This is a genomic window from Marinobacter maritimus (assembly GCF_007671675.1).
GTDB classification, from domain to species: Bacteria; Pseudomonadota; Gammaproteobacteria; order Pseudomonadales; family Oleiphilaceae; genus Marinobacter; species Marinobacter maritimus.
This window is the reverse complement of sequence record NZ_VCGW01000001.1, coordinates 887871-904496: the sequence shown is the minus strand read 5'-3', so window position 1 is coordinate 904496 and position 16626 is coordinate 887871. Positions and strand designations below refer to the sequence as shown.

General features: G+C 47.9%; 13 protein-coding genes. 3 read left to right on the top strand and 10 right to left on the bottom strand.

Annotated features, from left to right (window positions below; genetic code table 11):
- Positions 1–46: 46 nt before the first annotated feature.
- The gene (locus tag FFI90_RS04145) at positions 47–1198 is read right to left on the bottom strand and encodes a hypothetical protein (RefSeq protein WP_144776644.1); all 1152 of its coding nucleotides are present in this window, start codon (positions 1196–1198) and stop codon (positions 47–49) included.
- Positions 1199–1521: 323 nt separating this feature from the next.
- Here FFI90_RS04145 and FFI90_RS04140 point away from each other — a divergent pair, with 323 nt between their 5' ends.
- The 3 genes from FFI90_RS04140 to FFI90_RS04130 all read left to right on the top strand — a co-directional run bounded on the left by FFI90_RS04140 (position 1522) and on the right by FFI90_RS04130 (position 3990).
- Complete coding sequence (locus tag FFI90_RS04140; protein ID WP_144776643.1) at positions 1522–2448, top strand: phosphotransferase; 927 nt, start codon at positions 1522–1524, stop codon at positions 2446–2448.
- Between the two features lie 130 nt (positions 2449–2578).
- A complete protein-coding gene (locus FFI90_RS04135) occupies positions 2579–3046 on the top strand; it encodes a hypothetical protein (RefSeq protein ID WP_144776642.1) in 468 nt (155 codons plus the stop codon).
- A 2-nt stretch (positions 3047–3048) separates the two neighbouring features.
- The gene (locus FFI90_RS04130; RefSeq protein ID WP_144776641.1) at positions 3049–3990 is read left to right on the top strand and encodes a phosphotransferase; all 942 of its coding nucleotides are present in this window, start codon (positions 3049–3051) and stop codon (positions 3988–3990) included.
- On the opposite strand, the gene FFI90_RS04125 is transcribed toward FFI90_RS04130, so the two are convergent.
- From FFI90_RS04125 to FFI90_RS04085, 9 genes are all read right to left on the bottom strand, one after another.
- Complete coding sequence (locus FFI90_RS04125; protein ID WP_144776640.1) at positions 3974–5140, bottom strand: glycosyltransferase family 4 protein; 1167 nt, start codon at positions 5138–5140, stop codon at positions 3974–3976. The two genes, FFI90_RS04130 and FFI90_RS04125, sit on opposite strands and share 17 nt — an antisense overlap.
- A gap of 113 nt (positions 5141–5253) precedes the next feature.
- The gene (locus tag FFI90_RS04120; protein WP_144776639.1) at positions 5254–6696 is read right to left on the bottom strand and encodes an oligosaccharide flippase family protein; all 1443 of its coding nucleotides are present in this window, start codon (positions 6694–6696) and stop codon (positions 5254–5256) included.
- A gap of 44 nt (positions 6697–6740) precedes the next feature.
- Complete coding sequence (locus tag FFI90_RS04115) at positions 6741–7661, bottom strand: glycosyltransferase family 2 protein (protein ID WP_144776638.1); 921 nt, start codon at positions 7659–7661, stop codon at positions 6741–6743.
- Positions 7658–9001: an O-antigen ligase family protein gene (locus FFI90_RS04110; RefSeq protein WP_144776637.1), complete on the bottom strand. Its 1344-nt coding sequence runs from the start codon at positions 8999–9001 to the stop codon at positions 7658–7660. The genes FFI90_RS04115 and FFI90_RS04110 overlap by 4 nt, the downstream gene beginning before the upstream one ends.
- A 35-nt stretch (positions 9002–9036) precedes the next feature.
- Complete coding sequence (locus FFI90_RS04105; RefSeq protein WP_144776636.1) at positions 9037–10161, bottom strand: glycosyltransferase; 1125 nt, start codon at positions 10159–10161, stop codon at positions 9037–9039.
- Positions 10158–12053, bottom strand: coding sequence for an asparagine synthase (glutamine-hydrolyzing) (gene asnB / locus FFI90_RS04100; protein WP_144776635.1), 1896 nt, complete (start codon positions 12051–12053; stop codon positions 10158–10160). The genes FFI90_RS04105 and asnB overlap by 4 nt, the downstream gene beginning before the upstream one ends.
- Positions 12053–14398, bottom strand: coding sequence for a glycosyltransferase (locus FFI90_RS20280; protein WP_246123324.1), 2346 nt, complete (start codon positions 14396–14398; stop codon positions 12053–12055). The genes asnB and FFI90_RS20280 overlap by 1 nt, the downstream gene beginning before the upstream one ends.
- Positions 14395–15510 carry a FemAB family XrtA/PEP-CTERM system-associated protein gene (locus tag FFI90_RS04090; protein ID WP_144776634.1) on the bottom strand — a complete coding sequence of 372 codons (1116 nt, stop codon included), beginning with the start codon at positions 15508–15510 and terminating at the stop codon, positions 14395–14397. The genes FFI90_RS20280 and FFI90_RS04090 overlap by 4 nt, the downstream gene beginning before the upstream one ends.
- On the bottom strand, positions 15500–16606 hold the full coding sequence (locus tag FFI90_RS04085; RefSeq protein ID WP_246123322.1) for a GNAT family N-acetyltransferase: 1107 nt from the start codon (positions 16604–16606) through the stop codon (positions 15500–15502). Before FFI90_RS04085 ends, FFI90_RS04090 begins: the two co-directional genes overlap by 11 nt.
- Positions 16607–16626 lie beyond the last annotated feature (20 nt).

Sequence of the window (16626 nt, the reverse complement as noted above, 5' to 3'; positions counted from 1 at the left end):
ATAAGCGAAATTCGATTCCGATTGTTGGTGGGTTTTCGTCATAAAACTATTCTACAATTAAATCGAAAGGTGGTTTGGGCGCAGCTAAATTTTCGGAACCGCCCCTTAGATAATCTGGTATCTCTGTCATAACCTTCACATCATCAATAGCGTACCATTCCTCATGGCGGTCTTCGTTCGGATAGCTTTGAAAGAAGTCGTTGCCACCAAAACCGATAACGTTCCAAGCTACGCCGTTTTTGCCCAGCGGTACCCAATTAATAGTGTTCTGGTAAAGGATTTGTGTGTCGTCAATCCACTGTATAAGGACGCCATCGTTAACACCTTTCGCGGAATTCATTTTCACAAAGAAGGCAACTTTAGTATACGAACCTGGAGGCCCAAATAAGCGCTCAATCGTTGCGTTGCCCTCGCCCGGAAGCATATACCCGCCATTCAGCTTGTCTGGTACCATTGCATCACTCCCATCAGGAGCCATGCCCCTCAAGCTGGATATATAACTCAATGAGAAGTCTCCACCATGTTGACTTGCGGGCATATCAGGATAATTTGCGTCATTTCCGCTCATCCCATAAAGGGATATTTTATTGCGAAGCCCATAAAGGTTCGGTTCCCCATCAAGAGCCCAAATTACTTCTGGATGCGTCGTGCCTGCAAAGTAATCAAAGGGATCGTTCCAGTCGCCCGTAAACGAATAAATCCTAAATATCTTCGAAGTTCCTAAGCCTTCGGGGTTATTGTTAAAAGTCGCATACGTTTCTGGTGAAAGCGCAATATAAAATTCAACGTAAACCTGCTGTTGGTTTCCTATTTTCTTTAGCAATATGCCGTCAGAGTTCCAACGCTTCCAGCCGGGATCGTGACTATCACGCCAATTCACCATCGCCTTTCCTTCCCCCCCGCGGGCCTTCGCAGAGTCGGCGGCCTTGATTTCAAATGACTCATGGCGATCCGGATGGCCTCGTGATGGTGCCCACGTAGCCTCGGAACGAACAAGATCCCATCCCTCTGGGATCAAATCACCCTTCACACGTGCCCGGGAGTTGTCAGAACTCGGATTAGGGTCGACCATTTTGTCCCAATCGGGCTGTTGGTCAAAGTTTTCGGAGAAGATTACTTCTGCGCGGGATAGTGTTGCTCCCAAAAGTACAGCAGCTGCTAAAAGGCTGTTTACAAATAATTTTTTGCTTAAAAACATGATATATTCCTTCACTCGGTATGAGTCTCTAAAGCACAGCCGGCCAAAGCATAGGCATTTCTTCATTATATAGTAGCAGGAATAGCTCATCGAACCCCATCGGTCAATGCCCTGCTGAATGGGTGTCAACCAATCTAAAGAGGCTGCCTTATAAGACAAATTTTAGGCTGTGGCTGTTATAATAGATATGATGTCAGGTCGAATGGCAGTGAGCTACAGCATACTCAAAGTCAGCTCACTCGAAGAGTCTGGACACCTGCCTCGGCTCGTTAGAGCCCAAGCACGCTTCCAACCCAGATAGAACCTTAAAAAAGGCAACTCAAATGAGTACGCAAAATGTAAAGGTGCGCGTAAACCCTCGTAGTACCGGTACCTTTTCAACTGAGACCTATAAAAAGCACTCCTCGCAAATCAGCCTTAAACCGGAAGCGCTGGAACTTGCCCGCTGTCGTGATCTTGACATTCGTACAAAACACGTAAAGGTCGTGGAATTGATCGACTTTGACGAGACAACAAACTGCCTTACAACGCGCAAACTGAAGGCACAGGAATTGTTTCTCACGGTCTGGAACTCAACCTATCTCCTGGGGCGCCTAAAAGGCCACCAACTTTCCGACCCGGACACCCTGCGGGCTAGAATTACTGAAGTCGGTAGTTGGTTAAAAATGTATCACCTAAGTTCTATCGAAGAGACACCAGAAGATGCTGGTGGCGATTGGCTTGAAGCCGATTTCCACCAGAAAATAAAAGATATACGGCATAACCGCCTGATTCCTGAAAGTAAACTGGTGAAAATCGAAAAAAAATTTGGCGCGGAAATAGATAGCCTTCGCAAGCCTGACTACTTATCAGTAAACGGCGCCTTTCCATGCCGACTCCATGGCGATTTCACTATTTACAACATTCTCATGGATCGCCAACAGAATTTGCATGTTCTCGATTTTGGCGACACTCGAGTTTCCGGTAACCTCGAAGATTTAGCACGCTTCTATAGTGGCTTATGGGCCATAGCACAAACAAACAGTAGCCGTCAAAAGCTTCTTGGTGATTTACCTGAACGCTTCCTGAAGGCCTATGGGATATCGCCAGAAATAACAGAAACCTCCTACTTCCGCTGTAACCTGGCCTTTAACTTCCTTACCCACTTGGCCGCTCAAAATTATATGAAAAATCTTTTGTCCTGGAATTCGAATCGAGAGATGAATCAGATAACAAAGGCTGGTTTGGAATGGATCTACCAACAAATCTAGAAGTATCTTGTTTATCCAAGGCTCGTAATCTGAAATTAGATCGTTTCGGTGCCAAGGCAATGTCTACCCTGGTACTACTTAACACGGACTTCCATTCAAGCGATCATAGCTTCAAGGAATTAATAAACTCATGCAAAACCCAACCGCTATCAAAGAACAGTTCTCCCAGCTCACAGACGTGCTGCAGAGCCCGATAGCTCATCTTGAACCCGATAATCAGTCGGCCACACTCCTAAACGCCAAGCAGATGCTTGATGCTTCAGCACATTGCTGTATCGTTGTGGCTACAAGCACCAACTCAAATAAGTTCAAGAATATCAAAAATTTATACAGAGGCATGGCTGCACTGAAAAGTCTACAGCGGCAACTATGTAAAGAATACCCTCCTTTGCACGCAAGTCTGATTGGCGTCTATCCCTCCCTGGAGTCCCCCGCATGTGTATACGAGCTCAACACCAACGCTGATGGTTATATTGCACGAAACGTATTGCCCTACGCGGGCTCCCCTCTGGTAAATACCCTCAAGCATCTGGTAAGCAAGCTCATTGGAGCCAACCCAGCGGTCGGCGGACTAGGCCTTACTTTATATAAGGAGTAATCATGCAATTCGTTCAGCGGCTTCTTTCGGATGCAGGATTGAATAATAACGCACCAATCGATTACTCAGTTGCTTGTATAAGCACTACCCGACCAATCTACTTGGTGTTCGGAGATTCATCTGATTACCCAGACTACGTGATTCGTAAAATGATTGACAAACACGATTTTCATACACATCAAGTTCACAATAACTTGTATCAACTGGTCGGTAATCAGGTTCCTAAAATTGTTGGGGTTTATGAACATGCAGGGGAAAAGTACGACGTTCAGTTTGGCGTAAAAGGTGCCCCTTGGTTCCAGATCAAATCAAAAATTCGTACTAAAGACGCCCGAGCTCGCTTAGAGAGAAGACTATGGAAGACACTGACAGACTTTCATTCTGCAGTTGCCGCTGATCCCAACACAATAGCTGCTGGTAGTGTTCTGAAAACCAAAAAGCTTCAACCCCACGAAGAGCTTCAGCAAGCCTATATGCAATTTAAAAACACCGAACCCACCGTGAACACAGAGCTTGATAAGCTTGTTTATTTTGCCGCGAAAGAGCTGTCAAAGATGCCAGCTTGCTCACAGATACCCCAACATGGTGATTTCTGTCTAAACAATTTGATCATCGATACATCCCATGTAACTGTGATTGATTTTGAAGATTTCGCGATAACCACAATGCCAATGTACGATCACTTCACTCTAGCTCTTTCTCTGCCCTCCTGCTCACAGGAACCAAGTATAGCTATTAATGTGCTGAAAGAGGCGCAAGTCGCTACTGCGGCAGAGAATCTTGGAATTAATTCTAATGCTATACGATGGCATTTTCTTCACCACATATTACTTCGCCTGGGGCCTTGGAGTACTGGTAAAAAAAGAGCAGTATATAGAAATTGGCTAAAACAGTTACTTGGCTGCTTCATTGAGGCGCAACTACACACTAATTATTCGCCATGATGGTCTCTAGAAGGTTGCTCATTCTTTTATTAATATCATACTTCTCTACAAATTTTGACTTTCGCGTGGGCGACAAATTATGGTCTTCATGCTTCTTTTTGTCTAAGTAATTCTCTATTGCTCTAGCCCATACTTGCGGATTGTATGAGCCTACTATATAACCATTATTCATCTCTTTTATTACTTCAGAAGAATACCCCACATCAGATGACAGAACATCGCATCCACAGGCGCTCGCCTCAAGTAGTACAAGAGAAGCAGATTCAGATTTGCTCGTGATTAGTAGAGTTTGCATTGCAGAATACGCTGAAACCATGTCAAATTGTTTACCGACAAAAAACACATTATCGAGAGATAATTTTTCCGCAAGGGACTTCAAATTATTCTGTTCTGGGCCCAAACCGATAATACAAAGAGCACATTTCGTTCTATATCGATCCTTCACTAAACTTAACGCCTGAATGGCCACATCAAAAGACTTTACTGTAAACAAATTTCCGACGCAGCCAAAAAGATGCAGGCCTGAATCAATCCCATTTGTGACACGAAACTCTTTACCTTTCTTCGTATCATGCACCCATAAATCACTATTTATGCCATTACTGCAAACTTTTATGTCTTTATAATAAGTATGTTTATCTAGTTCCATTCTTGCTACCTCTGACACCGCTATCACTGTGTCTACTAGGCTAGAGAAGAAGTATCTAAGAGATTCGCTTTTTAGTCGCCAATATCCAATCTTCGGTATAAACCCAACGCGCGGAATAGGCAGGCGCTTGGGAGGCAACGAGTGTTCAATGACAATGAGATCTTCATAGTAAAATCTAAGAAGCAGCAAAAATTTCAAATCTACTGAAAAATATGATGGTTTGATCAACAAGGCTTTTTGTGACTTAAACCTTTTGAAAACTTTCGGCCAAACTCTAATTCCTTTGATATTCAGGTTTTGGATTGTTGAACTAGCCTTAGTTACCTCAACATATGAGAGCTCTTCAGGTATGTGACCATTGAACCCTTCACCACAGTAAACAAATGCTGCCCTCAACCCCTCACGGTCGATATGATCCACTAGGTCAAGCGTGTGCCGCTCAGTTCCACCATAAGAATTAGATTGTACAAAAATTACCAAATCGAGCTTTTCATCTTCCATGGGAACCGCCCTGAAACTAAAAATTTTGTAATTATTGGCAGATATAGAAGTTTCATTTCATGATCATATGCCTCATCTTTTTAACTAATTTTAAAAGGATTGGCGCGTACACCTTAACGTCTTAATTTGATTCTATAGATTCGAATAATCTCGTTCTTTATTGGATGCATTGTGACAAAAACCATAGAAATCCAAACAAAAGGTAGCACTAAAGCAACCTCGAGAACCGAATGAAATGAACTGGTAGTTTCAAATGGAGAAATATAAGAAATAATTTTAGCTGTCAGCCAACATACCACCGCAACGATAATACTTGAAGTCAATGACCGGTAATATTGAAAAACATTAAGACCAACCTCTTTTTTCATGAAAAAACCAGACACTATAAAGTCCGTTAACCCAGTAATAACAAAAGCATAGCCTACGCCAATTACCCCATACTTTTGGTATGCTAATATAATCGATGCCAAAAAAATAACGAACACAATAATCTCTTTGATCAGCACAGAAGTTTCCTTTCCTACCGCTACTAGAGCATTCGGTGCAAGGATATGCCCGGTGCGAAAGATTGCCCAAAAAGCGACAACTGTAGCTATTGGGGCTGACTCATCCCACTGGTCACCAAACATTAGGCGAATGGCAGGTAAGCTTGCAACACTCGCTACAGCCAGTATCGGCCAGAGAATACCTGTGACTAGTTGAGCAGCTCTCGTATAAGCTTGCGTAATACTCTCATTTCTCTTTCTCACATCGGACAAATAGGGTAAAGCAACTGGAGAGATGCCCGAGAGGACCGTGTCTTGCATGAATAACATGAACCCCAAACCCCTAGAGAATATCCCGACTTGAGTGGGTCCACCCATTTTGCCAATCACCATATCCGGCACAGTATTCTGTGCTCTTTGAAGCATTTGGCTTAAAGAGGTATAAACTCCGAGTTTTGCGATTGGCTTTATGCCTTTTAATTGTGGCCGATAAACTCTAATATCTCTGGTGAAGTAGATATACAACAAGAACTTAAAGATCACGGCAAACAGGCCAGACAGCGCTAAAGAAAAATAACTAAAGCCGGACCTTATCAAAATAAAAACCAGAGCTAGAGACGCAATCGAAGATGACAGCCTAATAATTGATATTTCTTTAAATTTATAATTTCTCGCCAGCAAAGCATTCGGAATACTTATGTACGGAGCAAAAATAAAACTAACCGACAATAGTTTAAATATTAATCCTAAATCTTCAATATTAAAAAATATAGCCAAGGGCTTTGAAGCAAAAAAAACGCACAACCCTAAACCCCAACATATAATTATAGTTAGGCCATAAGCTGACATTATCTTACTATCAGTCAGCTCTTTTTCTCTTATCAAATATGAGTTAGCCCCCAAAATTTTAAACTCATTTATTATAACAACGATAGAACTAGCCATTGCAAACACGCCTATCTCTCCCGGCGTAAGCATGCGCGCAATAACAATAGTACTAACAAGCCCGACAGCCATTAGAGCATATCGACCTAATGAGGAATAAAATAAAGCAGACCTAACACTTGCCATAGAAGTTACTTAAATCAATGGTTAAATTATCGTTATCATCGAGTTCAAAAATGCCGTTTAATTAGCCGTAAAAAATAATTCCCACGCTTGCCTAGATAGCTTCTAATAAGTCGTAACCACGCATCTTTATAATACCAGTGATAAGCGGTTGTGCTATAGAACTCTTTTCTTGCACTTTTATATTCAGAATTAGAGAAACAAATCAACCCCTTTCGATAATGATAATCTGCATAAGCCAAGCGTGAGCAACGCGCAACGACGGAATCGCTCGATCGCAGGTCGCAGTACTTTTCAATAATCTGTAACTTGGCATTAATCATCAATTGAGCGTCCCCAGACATATTGCCGTCGTGAACTCGGTACCTGAGCAAGGGATCTCGTACCGCACGGGCGCTATAGACCTTCGAAATTCTCAACCAAAGATCCCAGTTCTCTGCCGCTTTAAAATCGGTGGAGAAAGCCCCGACGTGCTTCAGAGCTTCCGCGGATACCACTACAGTACCCCCTGTCATCCGGTTTTTTATCAATAATTGAGGGTAAATATTTCCTGTTATGGTGACGTCTGCAGACTCTACTCGAATTGTGTGACCTTCTTCGTCAATAACCTCAGTCCCGGAGTAAACCAAACCGACCCCAGGCTCAAACAGGGGTATTTGGCGCTCGAGTTTGTTTTCCAACCAAAGATCATCACTATCGAGAAAAGCAATATACTCACCCCTTGCCGCCTGGATGCCATTGTTTCTGGCGAGTATCTGTCCCTGATTAGGTTGGTCAATCACTCGGACCTGTTGTGGAAATAGAGCTTCAAACCTTCTGAGTACCGACAGGGAGCCGTCGGTTGACCCATCATTTATCAGAATAATTTCAACGGGCTTGTACGTCTGGGCAAGAACACTCTCGATAGCTTGAGAAACGAGATGTTCCCGGTTGTAGACGGGTATAATTACGGAAACCAAGTCGCTCATCTTACTGGATTCCCTCTTTTTCGAACGGGCGACTTCACGTCACTCTTGATCCGTTTCGGCTGAAGATAATAGATATTGACGGCCACAAGCACCAACAAGACTAACCAGTAGAGCATGACGGCCCTGCCACGATCTATAAAACTCGCGGCAATCAGAAAGCTTAGCAGGGCGCCCTCCAGAGCCAGTATTTTAAAGTAAGCATCGTAGAGCTCTTGGCTCAAAACAAACGTTTTTGCTCTGTATGCTTGTCGTGCTGTCGAGGCCAACATAGCGATCATCATGAACAACCCTATCCAGCCGATTTCTGAGAGCACTTGGAACCAGGTCGAGTGTACTGCTTTACCGATTTTCCTTCCCTCAAAATAATGCTCTGGTAAATAATGTGGACTGAGTTCAATAAAACCCTGAATTCCGACCCCGAGTGGGTAATCTTCCATAATATCGAAGGTTGCGAGCCAGAAATCTATCCGGTGCGAGCCACTTTTGCCCCCGTCTTCTACCGACTGTATGGTTTGCATTCTTTCCCAAAATGCTTCGTCTGCAACAAAAAGAACACCTGACAGACCGAGCACAATAATCAGAATGGCAGAGCCTCGCTGCCCTTTTCTCTGATATTTCGAGAACAACATGTAGAAAACAAAATACAGCGCTCCCGCCAATGCCCCCAGAAAAGCCCCCCGGCTATTAATCAATACAACACCGTTTGCGATGAGAGCGCCACAAATTACCGCCAGCACCTTGACCTTTTTGTTACCCAGCCAGGCCTTATAGGTAAGGATAACGAGCGCGGGAACAAGAACGGCGGCTGTCATATTGCTGTCACCACCCGTATCGATCATACCAATACCCTCCACCCGGCCTTCGCTATTACGTCCGGTTGAATAGGCTATGTAGCCGATATAAGTGGCACCAGAAACATAAACCCAGAGACAGGCATCCAGTGCTTTTTCGGTGTTAACAAGCTTATAGGCCACAAAAATGATGACCACCAGCTTTAAAAGTTCAATGGTAAAGGTTTTATGCACATCGGGAACTATGGCGAAGTTAATCATCAAAAAATACGTCACCAGAATGGCGAAAACCCATTTGAATACGGGCTGCTCTTTCCAGGGGGCTTGAGCGGAGAGCTCTTTATACCTTATGGCCAGCACGAAGATCATTGTTAACGAGGCAATCAGTGAGTACCTCAGCCCCGGAATACTGGCAGCCCACCAACGGCTGTCAGGGTTCACCATATATACCATCTTGTACACCAGCACCGATGCTACGGGCGTGATCAGCAGCGCAGCCAGGATACCTGCGATAAATAGTGTAAAGAACAACAGGGCGAACTTACCCATAAAGGCTGAAACTCTGGTAGTAATTCGTTATACGGCTAGTATTTTTGGTTAGCATATACGGCAAAATAGTGTTGTTTCATGACTTTGGCACTGAATTTCTCTGCGAATTTTTCGGACGCTTTTTCACCCATATCGTTTCTGAGCTGAGAACTCTCTGCCAACTCAGCCATCGCGTTGGCAAACGAAGTCTCATCACCGGGTTTGGTGAGCCTTCCCGTAACGTTCTGGGAGATAATTTCCGGGTTTCCACCGACCTCTGTGGCAACGGCTGGTATCTGCAGGCTCATGGACTCAAGCAACGTCATGGATGTGCCCTCGGTATGGGATGAAAGCAGGAACAGATCCATAGCGCCCAGGTAATTTAATGGCACATCGATAAAGCCGGTAAAAATCACTCTGGTGCCTATCTCATATTCGTCGACAAGGTTAACCAGCAAGTCCTTGTCCGGGCCATCGCCCACCATCAACAGGTAAGAGTCTGGGCGCTTCTGCAGAAACAACTTGAAGGCTTTCAACATCATCGACTGGTTTTTTACCGGGTCGAGCCTGGAAACTGTGCCAACTACAAATGCATCAGTAGGGATTCCCAGTCTTTCACGAATACCAGCTACCGCTTCGTTGTCTTTATTCAGCGGTTTAATGCCGTTGTAGATGACCTGTATTTTATCTGCAGGAAGGTACTCGTACTCTATTAGCGCTTTTTTTGTTGCCTCAGAAATTGCGACAATGGCCGGTGTGAACCTTGCCAATATCGGGTTTATCAGCCTCGCCTTCCGCCTGTATTTGTCTGGATGGAAACGCCCGTGTTCTGTGAATACGACTTTTGCATTTGTACCCAGCGCGCCGAGCCATCCATAAACCCAGGGTGTGTATTGGTGGCAGTGAATCACATCAAACTGCCCTATTCTCAAGCGCTTGCGGATTGTCTGGGTCAGAGACCAATCAAACCCTTGTTTGCGTTGGCATTGGTGTACTGGCACGCCGATTTTTTGAAGCGCCTCGCCTACAGGCCCTATATAGCCGTCTATGCACAGGATTTCTGAGGCCACATTCTCTTCAGCCATACCCAGAACCAGCTGTTTTATGACCTGTTCTGTGCCACCAATGCCCATATTGAAAGTGAGGTGTAGTACCCGTAATGATTTGACTGGTTGTGTCATGCACGCACCTGATACTGCTGCCACCAAAGCTCAAAAGCCAGTAGCGACCAAATCTCTTGTGTGAACTGATCGTCCCCTGACAAGTGTTTTTGCCAGAGCTTTCGGATGCCTGCAGGTTCAAAGAAGTTGGCCACACCGCTATTTGAAGACAGCAAAAGCTGCTCAACGATAGGTCTCAGTTCATTACGCAACCAAGATGCCAAAGGCACCGAAAAGCCCATTTTCTTTCTATAGAGAATATCCTCGGGCAGCATGCGCTCAAAAGCCTCCTTCAGAATGTACTTCTTTTCTTTACCGTGGAGTTTCAGTGCAGCAGGTATCTGCGCGGCATACTCCACCACCCGGTAATCAAGAAGCGGGGCTCGGGTTTCCAGTGAGTTGGCCATGCTCATGCGATCCACCTTCACCAGAATATCTCCGGGAAGATAGGTTTTTATGTCTGTATAGAGAATGCTGGATAAATGTTCGTCTGTGTCTGCATTCTTGTAATGGGCGCGGGTAATCTCCGCAGGATCGTAATCCTGAGTTTCGCGTTTTATCTCACCCGTTACGAGATCATTCCACACATCTCTGCGGAAGAAGCTATTCGTGATGAAAAACGCTTCGTCGGGTTCCAGTGCCAATGTTCCCAGGAGTGAGTTGGCTTTCCTTGTGGGACCACTGTTTACCATTCCTGCCAGGCGGGCAAGCCCGGGGAACAGTTTATGGCGAACTCCCGCAGGGAACAGGCTCCGTAAGCGGTTTTCGACCTGATCTGTGTAGTATTTGCTATAGCCTGCAAAGTTCTCGTCACCACCATCGCCAGCCAGCGCCACGGTGACTTTCTGACCTGCCAGCTGTGATACGAAATACGTGGGCACGAAGGAAGGGTCCGCAAAGGGTTCGTCAAAGAAGCGCGCAATGCTGCTCAGGCTTTCTGCGACATTATCTTTCACGGTAAATTCGTGATGGTCTGTTTTGAATTGCTGCGCAACTTTTTTGGCCCAGTGCACTTCGTCAAACCGCTTTGAGTCAAACCCGATGGCACACGTTGTGACCGGATTGCTGGTGTGGCCGGCCATTAAACCAACGACCGCACTCGAATCAATCCCGCCGCTAAGAAATGCGCCCAGAGGTACATCGCTGACCATGCGCAGGCGAACTGCATCGTCAATCAGGTTGTAAAGACCGTCCTGCAACTCATCCAGGCTGGCACTTGAAGGAGACTTGAAAGAGACATCCCAGTACTGCTCCTGACGTGTTTGGGTTCCATCTGTTTCTAACCAATAGCCTGGAGCCAGTTTGTGGACGTTTTTGTAGATGGTTTTGGGGTCTGGCACATACTGGTAGGCAAAAAAGTCTTTGATGGCGTCATGGCGCAGTTCAGTTTTAACAAAGGGTGCCGGCGTTAAGGCTTTCAGCTCCGAGGCGAACGCAAACTGTCCATTGGCTTCGTAAAAGTACAGCGGCTTTTTACCGAGACGATCCCTCGCCAGGAACAGCTTGCGGGCGGTGCGGTCCCAGATGGCCATAGCGAACATGCCATTCAGTAACTGGAGACATTTCGGCCCATGGATCTCGTAGAGCGCGAGCAGAACTTCTGTATCGGTTCGTGTTCGAAAGCTATGGCCCTGGCTGGTCAGGTCGTCACGCAGTTCCTGGAAGTTGTAGATCTCACCGTTATAGGCAATCACGTAGCGCCCGGATCCAGACACCATGGGCTGATTGCCTGCATCACTGAGATCGAGAATACTCAGCCTGCGGTGCACCAGCCCTACTTCATCGTCAAGCCAGGTTGCACCGGCATCCGGGCCGCGGTGGATGATCGCCTGCCCCATGTTTTCCAGCCAGCGCTGATGGGCTTCCCGGTCAGGTGTCGAGCTGGTACGAAGAAAACCGGCCAATCCACACATTAACCAACCCCCATCTGTACCGGAGATTCGGTTTTTGATTTGCCCGTCAGCTCCCGGAACAGCGCTTCATATTCATCTGCCATGCGTGCAGCAGAGTAACGAGAATTGACCATCTCCCGGGCGTTGTTACTAAGGGATTCTGCCAGCTCCGGATCTCCCAGAACCTGTTTGCAGCATGCTGCCAAAGCAGCTTTGTCACCAAAGGGTGCAAGCAAACCTGTTTTACCATGCTCTACCAACTGGTCAACACCGGGAATGTCATAGGCGACGACTGGAACACCCACTGCCATGGCTTCCATCATGCAGCGGGGAATGCCCTCCAGTGACGAGGTCATGACAAACAGGCTGAAGTTGGAAAGCAATTCCAACCGATCACTGCGAAACCCTAAAAACTCGACAGCATCAGCGCTAGTCAATTTTTCAGCCTGGCGTTCCAGTTCTGATCGTTGGCTCCCATCACCAAGAAGCTGCAACCTTAGTCCTGGCTCTTGTTGATAGAGTTGATCAAATACCTCAATAAGATCGGGTATGCCTTTGCGAGGGATCATCTGGCCGATGAAACCAATAATTCGCGAATCATTTCCGAGTTGCTTACCTTCAGGCAGGGTTGCCAGGGCGGCATCGATCTCCAGGAGATCAACGCCGTTCCTGATAAAGGAAGTTTTGGACTCGGGTACTTTGAACCGTTTCATATCGTCCATCAGCTCCTCGGAAAGAGGAACAACCCGGTCGAAGTAGCGCAGCATGTGGGTGCCAAGGCGGATAAATGTGGCAAGCTTGAAGCCTACATTGCCAGAGAAACCGTGAGGTGTGCTTACACAGGCAATACCCGTCCGCTTGGCGGCAAGAAGCCCCAGTATGTCCGATTTGTAGCCGTGGGTATGAACAACATCTATCTGGTTATCCCGGATGACGTCGCACAGCCTGCCAACCACCCTGAAATCAAAGCGACCCTGCATGTCGAGGTAATAGACTTGCTGGTCCTCATTACGCGGATAATACTCGGCCACCGAAAGGTCTTGATCAGGCGACTCCCGGGTCACCGCCAGGTCACAGATAACAGCATCCCGATTAATGTTGTTCGCTAGCGCCAGAACCCAGCGTTCCGCCCCGTAGAAACCCGCAGGCGTAATGAATTGAAGCACTCGCAACCTGGTTCCAGTCTCTGACACTTCAAAATTCCCTTTTCCTGTGTTCCGGGCACTGTTCCACGTAACCTGAGTTCGACCCTGCACGGCTCTCACAATCCCTCTTACAGCATAACCATTCACCATCACAAAATAATAAGGTGTCGCGATCCAGGCAGGCAGTTGGTTTCGATTCGCGGAAAAGTGTCCCATCAGTGCCAGAGCCAGCATCATTGCCGATCCGGCGGTAATAAGCTGAAACAGAGCGAAGCCGGCAAAAGCCAGAATAACGCTGCCGACTACTCCCGCGAGCAGCAACAAAGGAATCAGCCATCGCAGCAGTTTGTGGGAGATTACCTCAAACGAAAAAATCCCTGTTTTCGCCGGATTCATGACCTCCCCCACCCGCATCAGGCCCCGTATGGCGCGATTTACAATTCGTTCTTTTCGGGCCACTTCCCGGTCAAAATCGCCGGCTGTTTCTTCAAAGCAGCGGGCATCAGCATCGAACACGCCCCGGTAACCTTTGGCGATAATCTGCAAGGGGTTCACAAAATCGTTGATATCTTGCTGCTGCAAGGGCTCCCAGAGTTTGGTACGGATGGCGTAGATGGCGCCGTCTCCGCCCACTACCGAGTGCAGGCGGGATTCCATGGCTTTGATGGCCAGCTCGTAGCGCCAGTAGAGATTTTCATTATGGGCACTGGCGCTCTGGTTACCATCGGTATAGAGGGCAGCGCCCACCACGTAACCCACATCCAGATCTGCGAAGTTGCGCACCAGTTTGCTGATGGCATCGCTGGCGTACATGGCGTTGGCGTCGCTGAATACAGTGATGTCGGCGGTGATCTGTTCCATGGCCAGGTTAATGCCCATGGTTTTGCCCAAACGGCCTTCCTGCCGGATTAATACTACGCCTTCGCGCTCGAATTCTCTTACCGCGTCATCCGTGCCGTCTTCCGAGCCGTCTGATACCACGATGATCTGAAGCAGCTCTTGCGGGTAATCCAGTTCCAGAGCGTTCTGCAGCTTCTCGCGAATTACATCCTCTTCGTTGTAGCAAGAGATAACCAGTGCGACAGAGGGCTTCTGGTCGCCGCGACGGTGTGTAATATCCGGCAGGCCCCGGGTCAGCAGCCACAGTATGGCCGGATACCCGAAATACACGTACACGGGAACAGCAAGGCATAAAAGTGTGAACAGCAGCACTAACGTCATAAGGTGATGTATCGTCTCAGTTTTGGGCCCAGCCAGTTGGTAACCGACAGCGGCAGTTGTCGCCAGATATTTTCAATAAAAGGCCTTAGCCGGGATGCGCCAGATGCCTTAGCGCCAATTGCGTCAGGGCTGGCCGGGATTTTTTCACCCCGGCGATATTCGGTCCAGATCAGCTCAAAGGGTTCAGCGCCCCACTGCTTTTTAAAGCGATAGGTGCCTTCGCCCAGGGTGGAGCGGCCAAAGTCGAAGCGGGTGTACCCCAGATCGCACACATGGCTGAGGAACGTCCAATACAGCAGCATGTTAGGTGCCAGCCGGTTGAACTCTTCCAGCGTGGAAGCCCATGGAATGCTGGCTTCTCTGCTGCCCAGCAGCACAATGCCCGCGCCCACGGGTTTATCCACCAGAAAGACAACACCGATCAGCATATTTTCGCCATAGGCGGCTTTTAATGCCTGAAACCACTCCAGGCTGTGCACAGGTGAACCAAGCTTTCGCATATTCTGGGCGAACACGTCGTAAAACAGGTGTACGGCATCTGCCTCTGTGTGTAATTCCGCTCTCAGCCCGTTTTTCTCTGCCTTACGAATCTGGCTCCGGAGCTTGGGTTTATAGCTTTTGAGCAGGGCTTCGCTGTTTTCTGGCAAGTCGCACAGCATTCGCACTTTGGTGTTGCCGGGTAGCGCTTCGATGTTCTGCTGCTTTTGTTGACCTGAGGCATCTGTTTCGGCATTCAGTGCCGCCCCACCCTCGCGGATTTCCAGGGTTTTGATGCGATTTGTTCGCACCAGAGTCAGGGCTTCTGCAATAAGCCGTTCCCGGATGTCTTCGTTATCTGCCAGCACACCACCCAAGTCGCAAAATGGCAGTGTTACGAGGCTGCTCGTGCCAATTGGTGGTTTCACTTCAACCAGCGGCATCACACCACAAAGCTCTTCATTGCGGTGAACGCTGACAAGCCAGGATGTATGGCCATAGGCGCGCTCTGTGGCCTTAAGCCAGGCACTGCGGTGATAAGGCGTTGCTGCAGGGTGGCTTGCAACATACCGGTCGTATTCGTCCGCCGGGAAAACGTTGAATCTTGAGGCCTGGGTTTGCAGTTCAGCGCTCATAGCCAGCACCCGCCTCCCCAAGCCAGCGGTTTCTTGCTCGCCGTGCGACGTCTTCAAGCTTCAGTTTGAAGCGCGGTCGCTGCAATGCGATCTGAACCAGATTGCGATGGAAGTGGCCCAGGTTGGATTTGTAGCGCTCATCACCGCCCATAAAGTCGTAATAATGAAAACCGTGGTGGCGATAGTCTTCAATACACAAGCTGTGGCCGACCAGCCCCGGCTTCAGACGATTATCGGTTTCTACGACCATACCGCCAAGGTAAAAGTACACCACTTGGTTATGCAGCAGATTATAGAAAAAGGCAATTTCCTCTTTGCCGGCCATCACAGAAATCAGGTCAACGCCTCCCTGAGCCCACTGTTCACGAATCAGTTCGCGGTGAAATCTTACAAAGTCCGGGTTGGCAAACCCGCTTTGATCAGGGCCGTTTCCCCAACGCTCAAGGTGCCTGGGGCCGATGGCATCAAAAACGGCCAGTGCTTGTTCTACTGAATCCGGACGCACCAGCCCGACTTCGCCGCGCTCACCGTAAAGCCGGTGGGACCGGTTGATCTGGTGGCGGGTATTGCGTGAAAGCGTATCCAGGTAATGACCGCCGCTGCGGCGCAAGCCATCCAGATCCACACCGAAACAGGGAGCTTCCCAACGCAGATGCTTGTACAGACCTGTGATGCGGGCATATCGATCCGCTTCTTCGGCATCAATGGCGCCCAGAATGAACTCGTCCCAGCCGGGCATGGCACTGCACAGATACTCCAGGCTGGCTTTGGCCACGGCGTTTTCTTTGCCCCGCTCGGCCAGGAATCCGTTGTACTCAATCCAGATCTGATCCAGAAGTTTATGCCCGGTTTGGTGCAAGCGCAGGCATCGGGATTTCAGCACACCGTGGCGGCGCTCATCGGTTTCGACCACTAGACCGAGACCGATCAAACGCTCACCCTCGGTTACGCGCAGCACCAGAGCTTCTGGCTGGTAAACATTTAGCCAGTGCCCTAACCATTGCCAGGAGAGAAACACCGTGGGTTGTGCACGGCGCTCCAGATCCAACCAGTCGTCACGCAATGTTGCGCAAACGGCTGCTGGTTCGATTGTCACTGTCAGCAATCCTGCTGTCA

What these genes read in the sequence shown, in the direction of transcription:
- FFI90_RS04145 (WP_144776644.1), bottom strand. Translation starts at nt 1,198, where the DNA reads ATGTTTTTAAGCAAAAAATTATTTGTAAACAGCCTTTTAGCAGCTGCT.
- FFI90_RS04140 (WP_144776643.1), top strand. Translation starts at nt 1,522, where the DNA reads ATGAGTACGCAAAATGTAAAGGTGCGCGTAAACCCTCGTAGTACCGGT.
- FFI90_RS04135 (WP_144776642.1), top strand. Translation starts at nt 2,579, where the DNA reads ATGCAAAACCCAACCGCTATCAAAGAACAGTTCTCCCAGCTCACAGAC.
- FFI90_RS04130 (WP_144776641.1), top strand. Translation starts at nt 3,049, where the DNA reads ATGCAATTCGTTCAGCGGCTTCTTTCGGATGCAGGATTGAATAATAAC.
- FFI90_RS04125 (WP_144776640.1), bottom strand. Translation starts at nt 5,140, where the DNA reads ATGGAAGATGAAAAGCTCGATTTGGTAATTTTTGTACAATCTAATTCT.
- FFI90_RS04120 (WP_144776639.1), bottom strand. Translation starts at nt 6,696, where the DNA reads ATGGCAAGTGTTAGGTCTGCTTTATTTTATTCCTCATTAGGTCGATAT.
- FFI90_RS04115 (WP_144776638.1), bottom strand. Translation starts at nt 7,661, where the DNA reads ATGAGCGACTTGGTTTCCGTAATTATACCCGTCTACAACCGGGAACAT.
- FFI90_RS04110 (WP_144776637.1), bottom strand. Translation starts at nt 9,001, where the DNA reads ATGGGTAAGTTCGCCCTGTTGTTCTTTACACTATTTATCGCAGGTATC.
- FFI90_RS04105 (WP_144776636.1), bottom strand. Translation starts at nt 10,161, where the DNA reads ATGACACAACCAGTCAAATCATTACGGGTACTACACCTCACTTTCAAT.
- asnB (WP_144776635.1), bottom strand. Translation starts at nt 12,053, where the DNA reads ATGTGTGGATTGGCCGGTTTTCTTCGTACCAGCTCGACACCTGACCGG.
- FFI90_RS20280 (WP_246123324.1), bottom strand. Translation starts at nt 14,398, where the DNA reads ATGACGTTAGTGCTGCTGTTCACACTTTTATGCCTTGCTGTTCCCGTG.
- FFI90_RS04090 (WP_144776634.1), bottom strand. Translation starts at nt 15,510, where the DNA reads ATGAGCGCTGAACTGCAAACCCAGGCCTCAAGATTCAACGTTTTCCCG.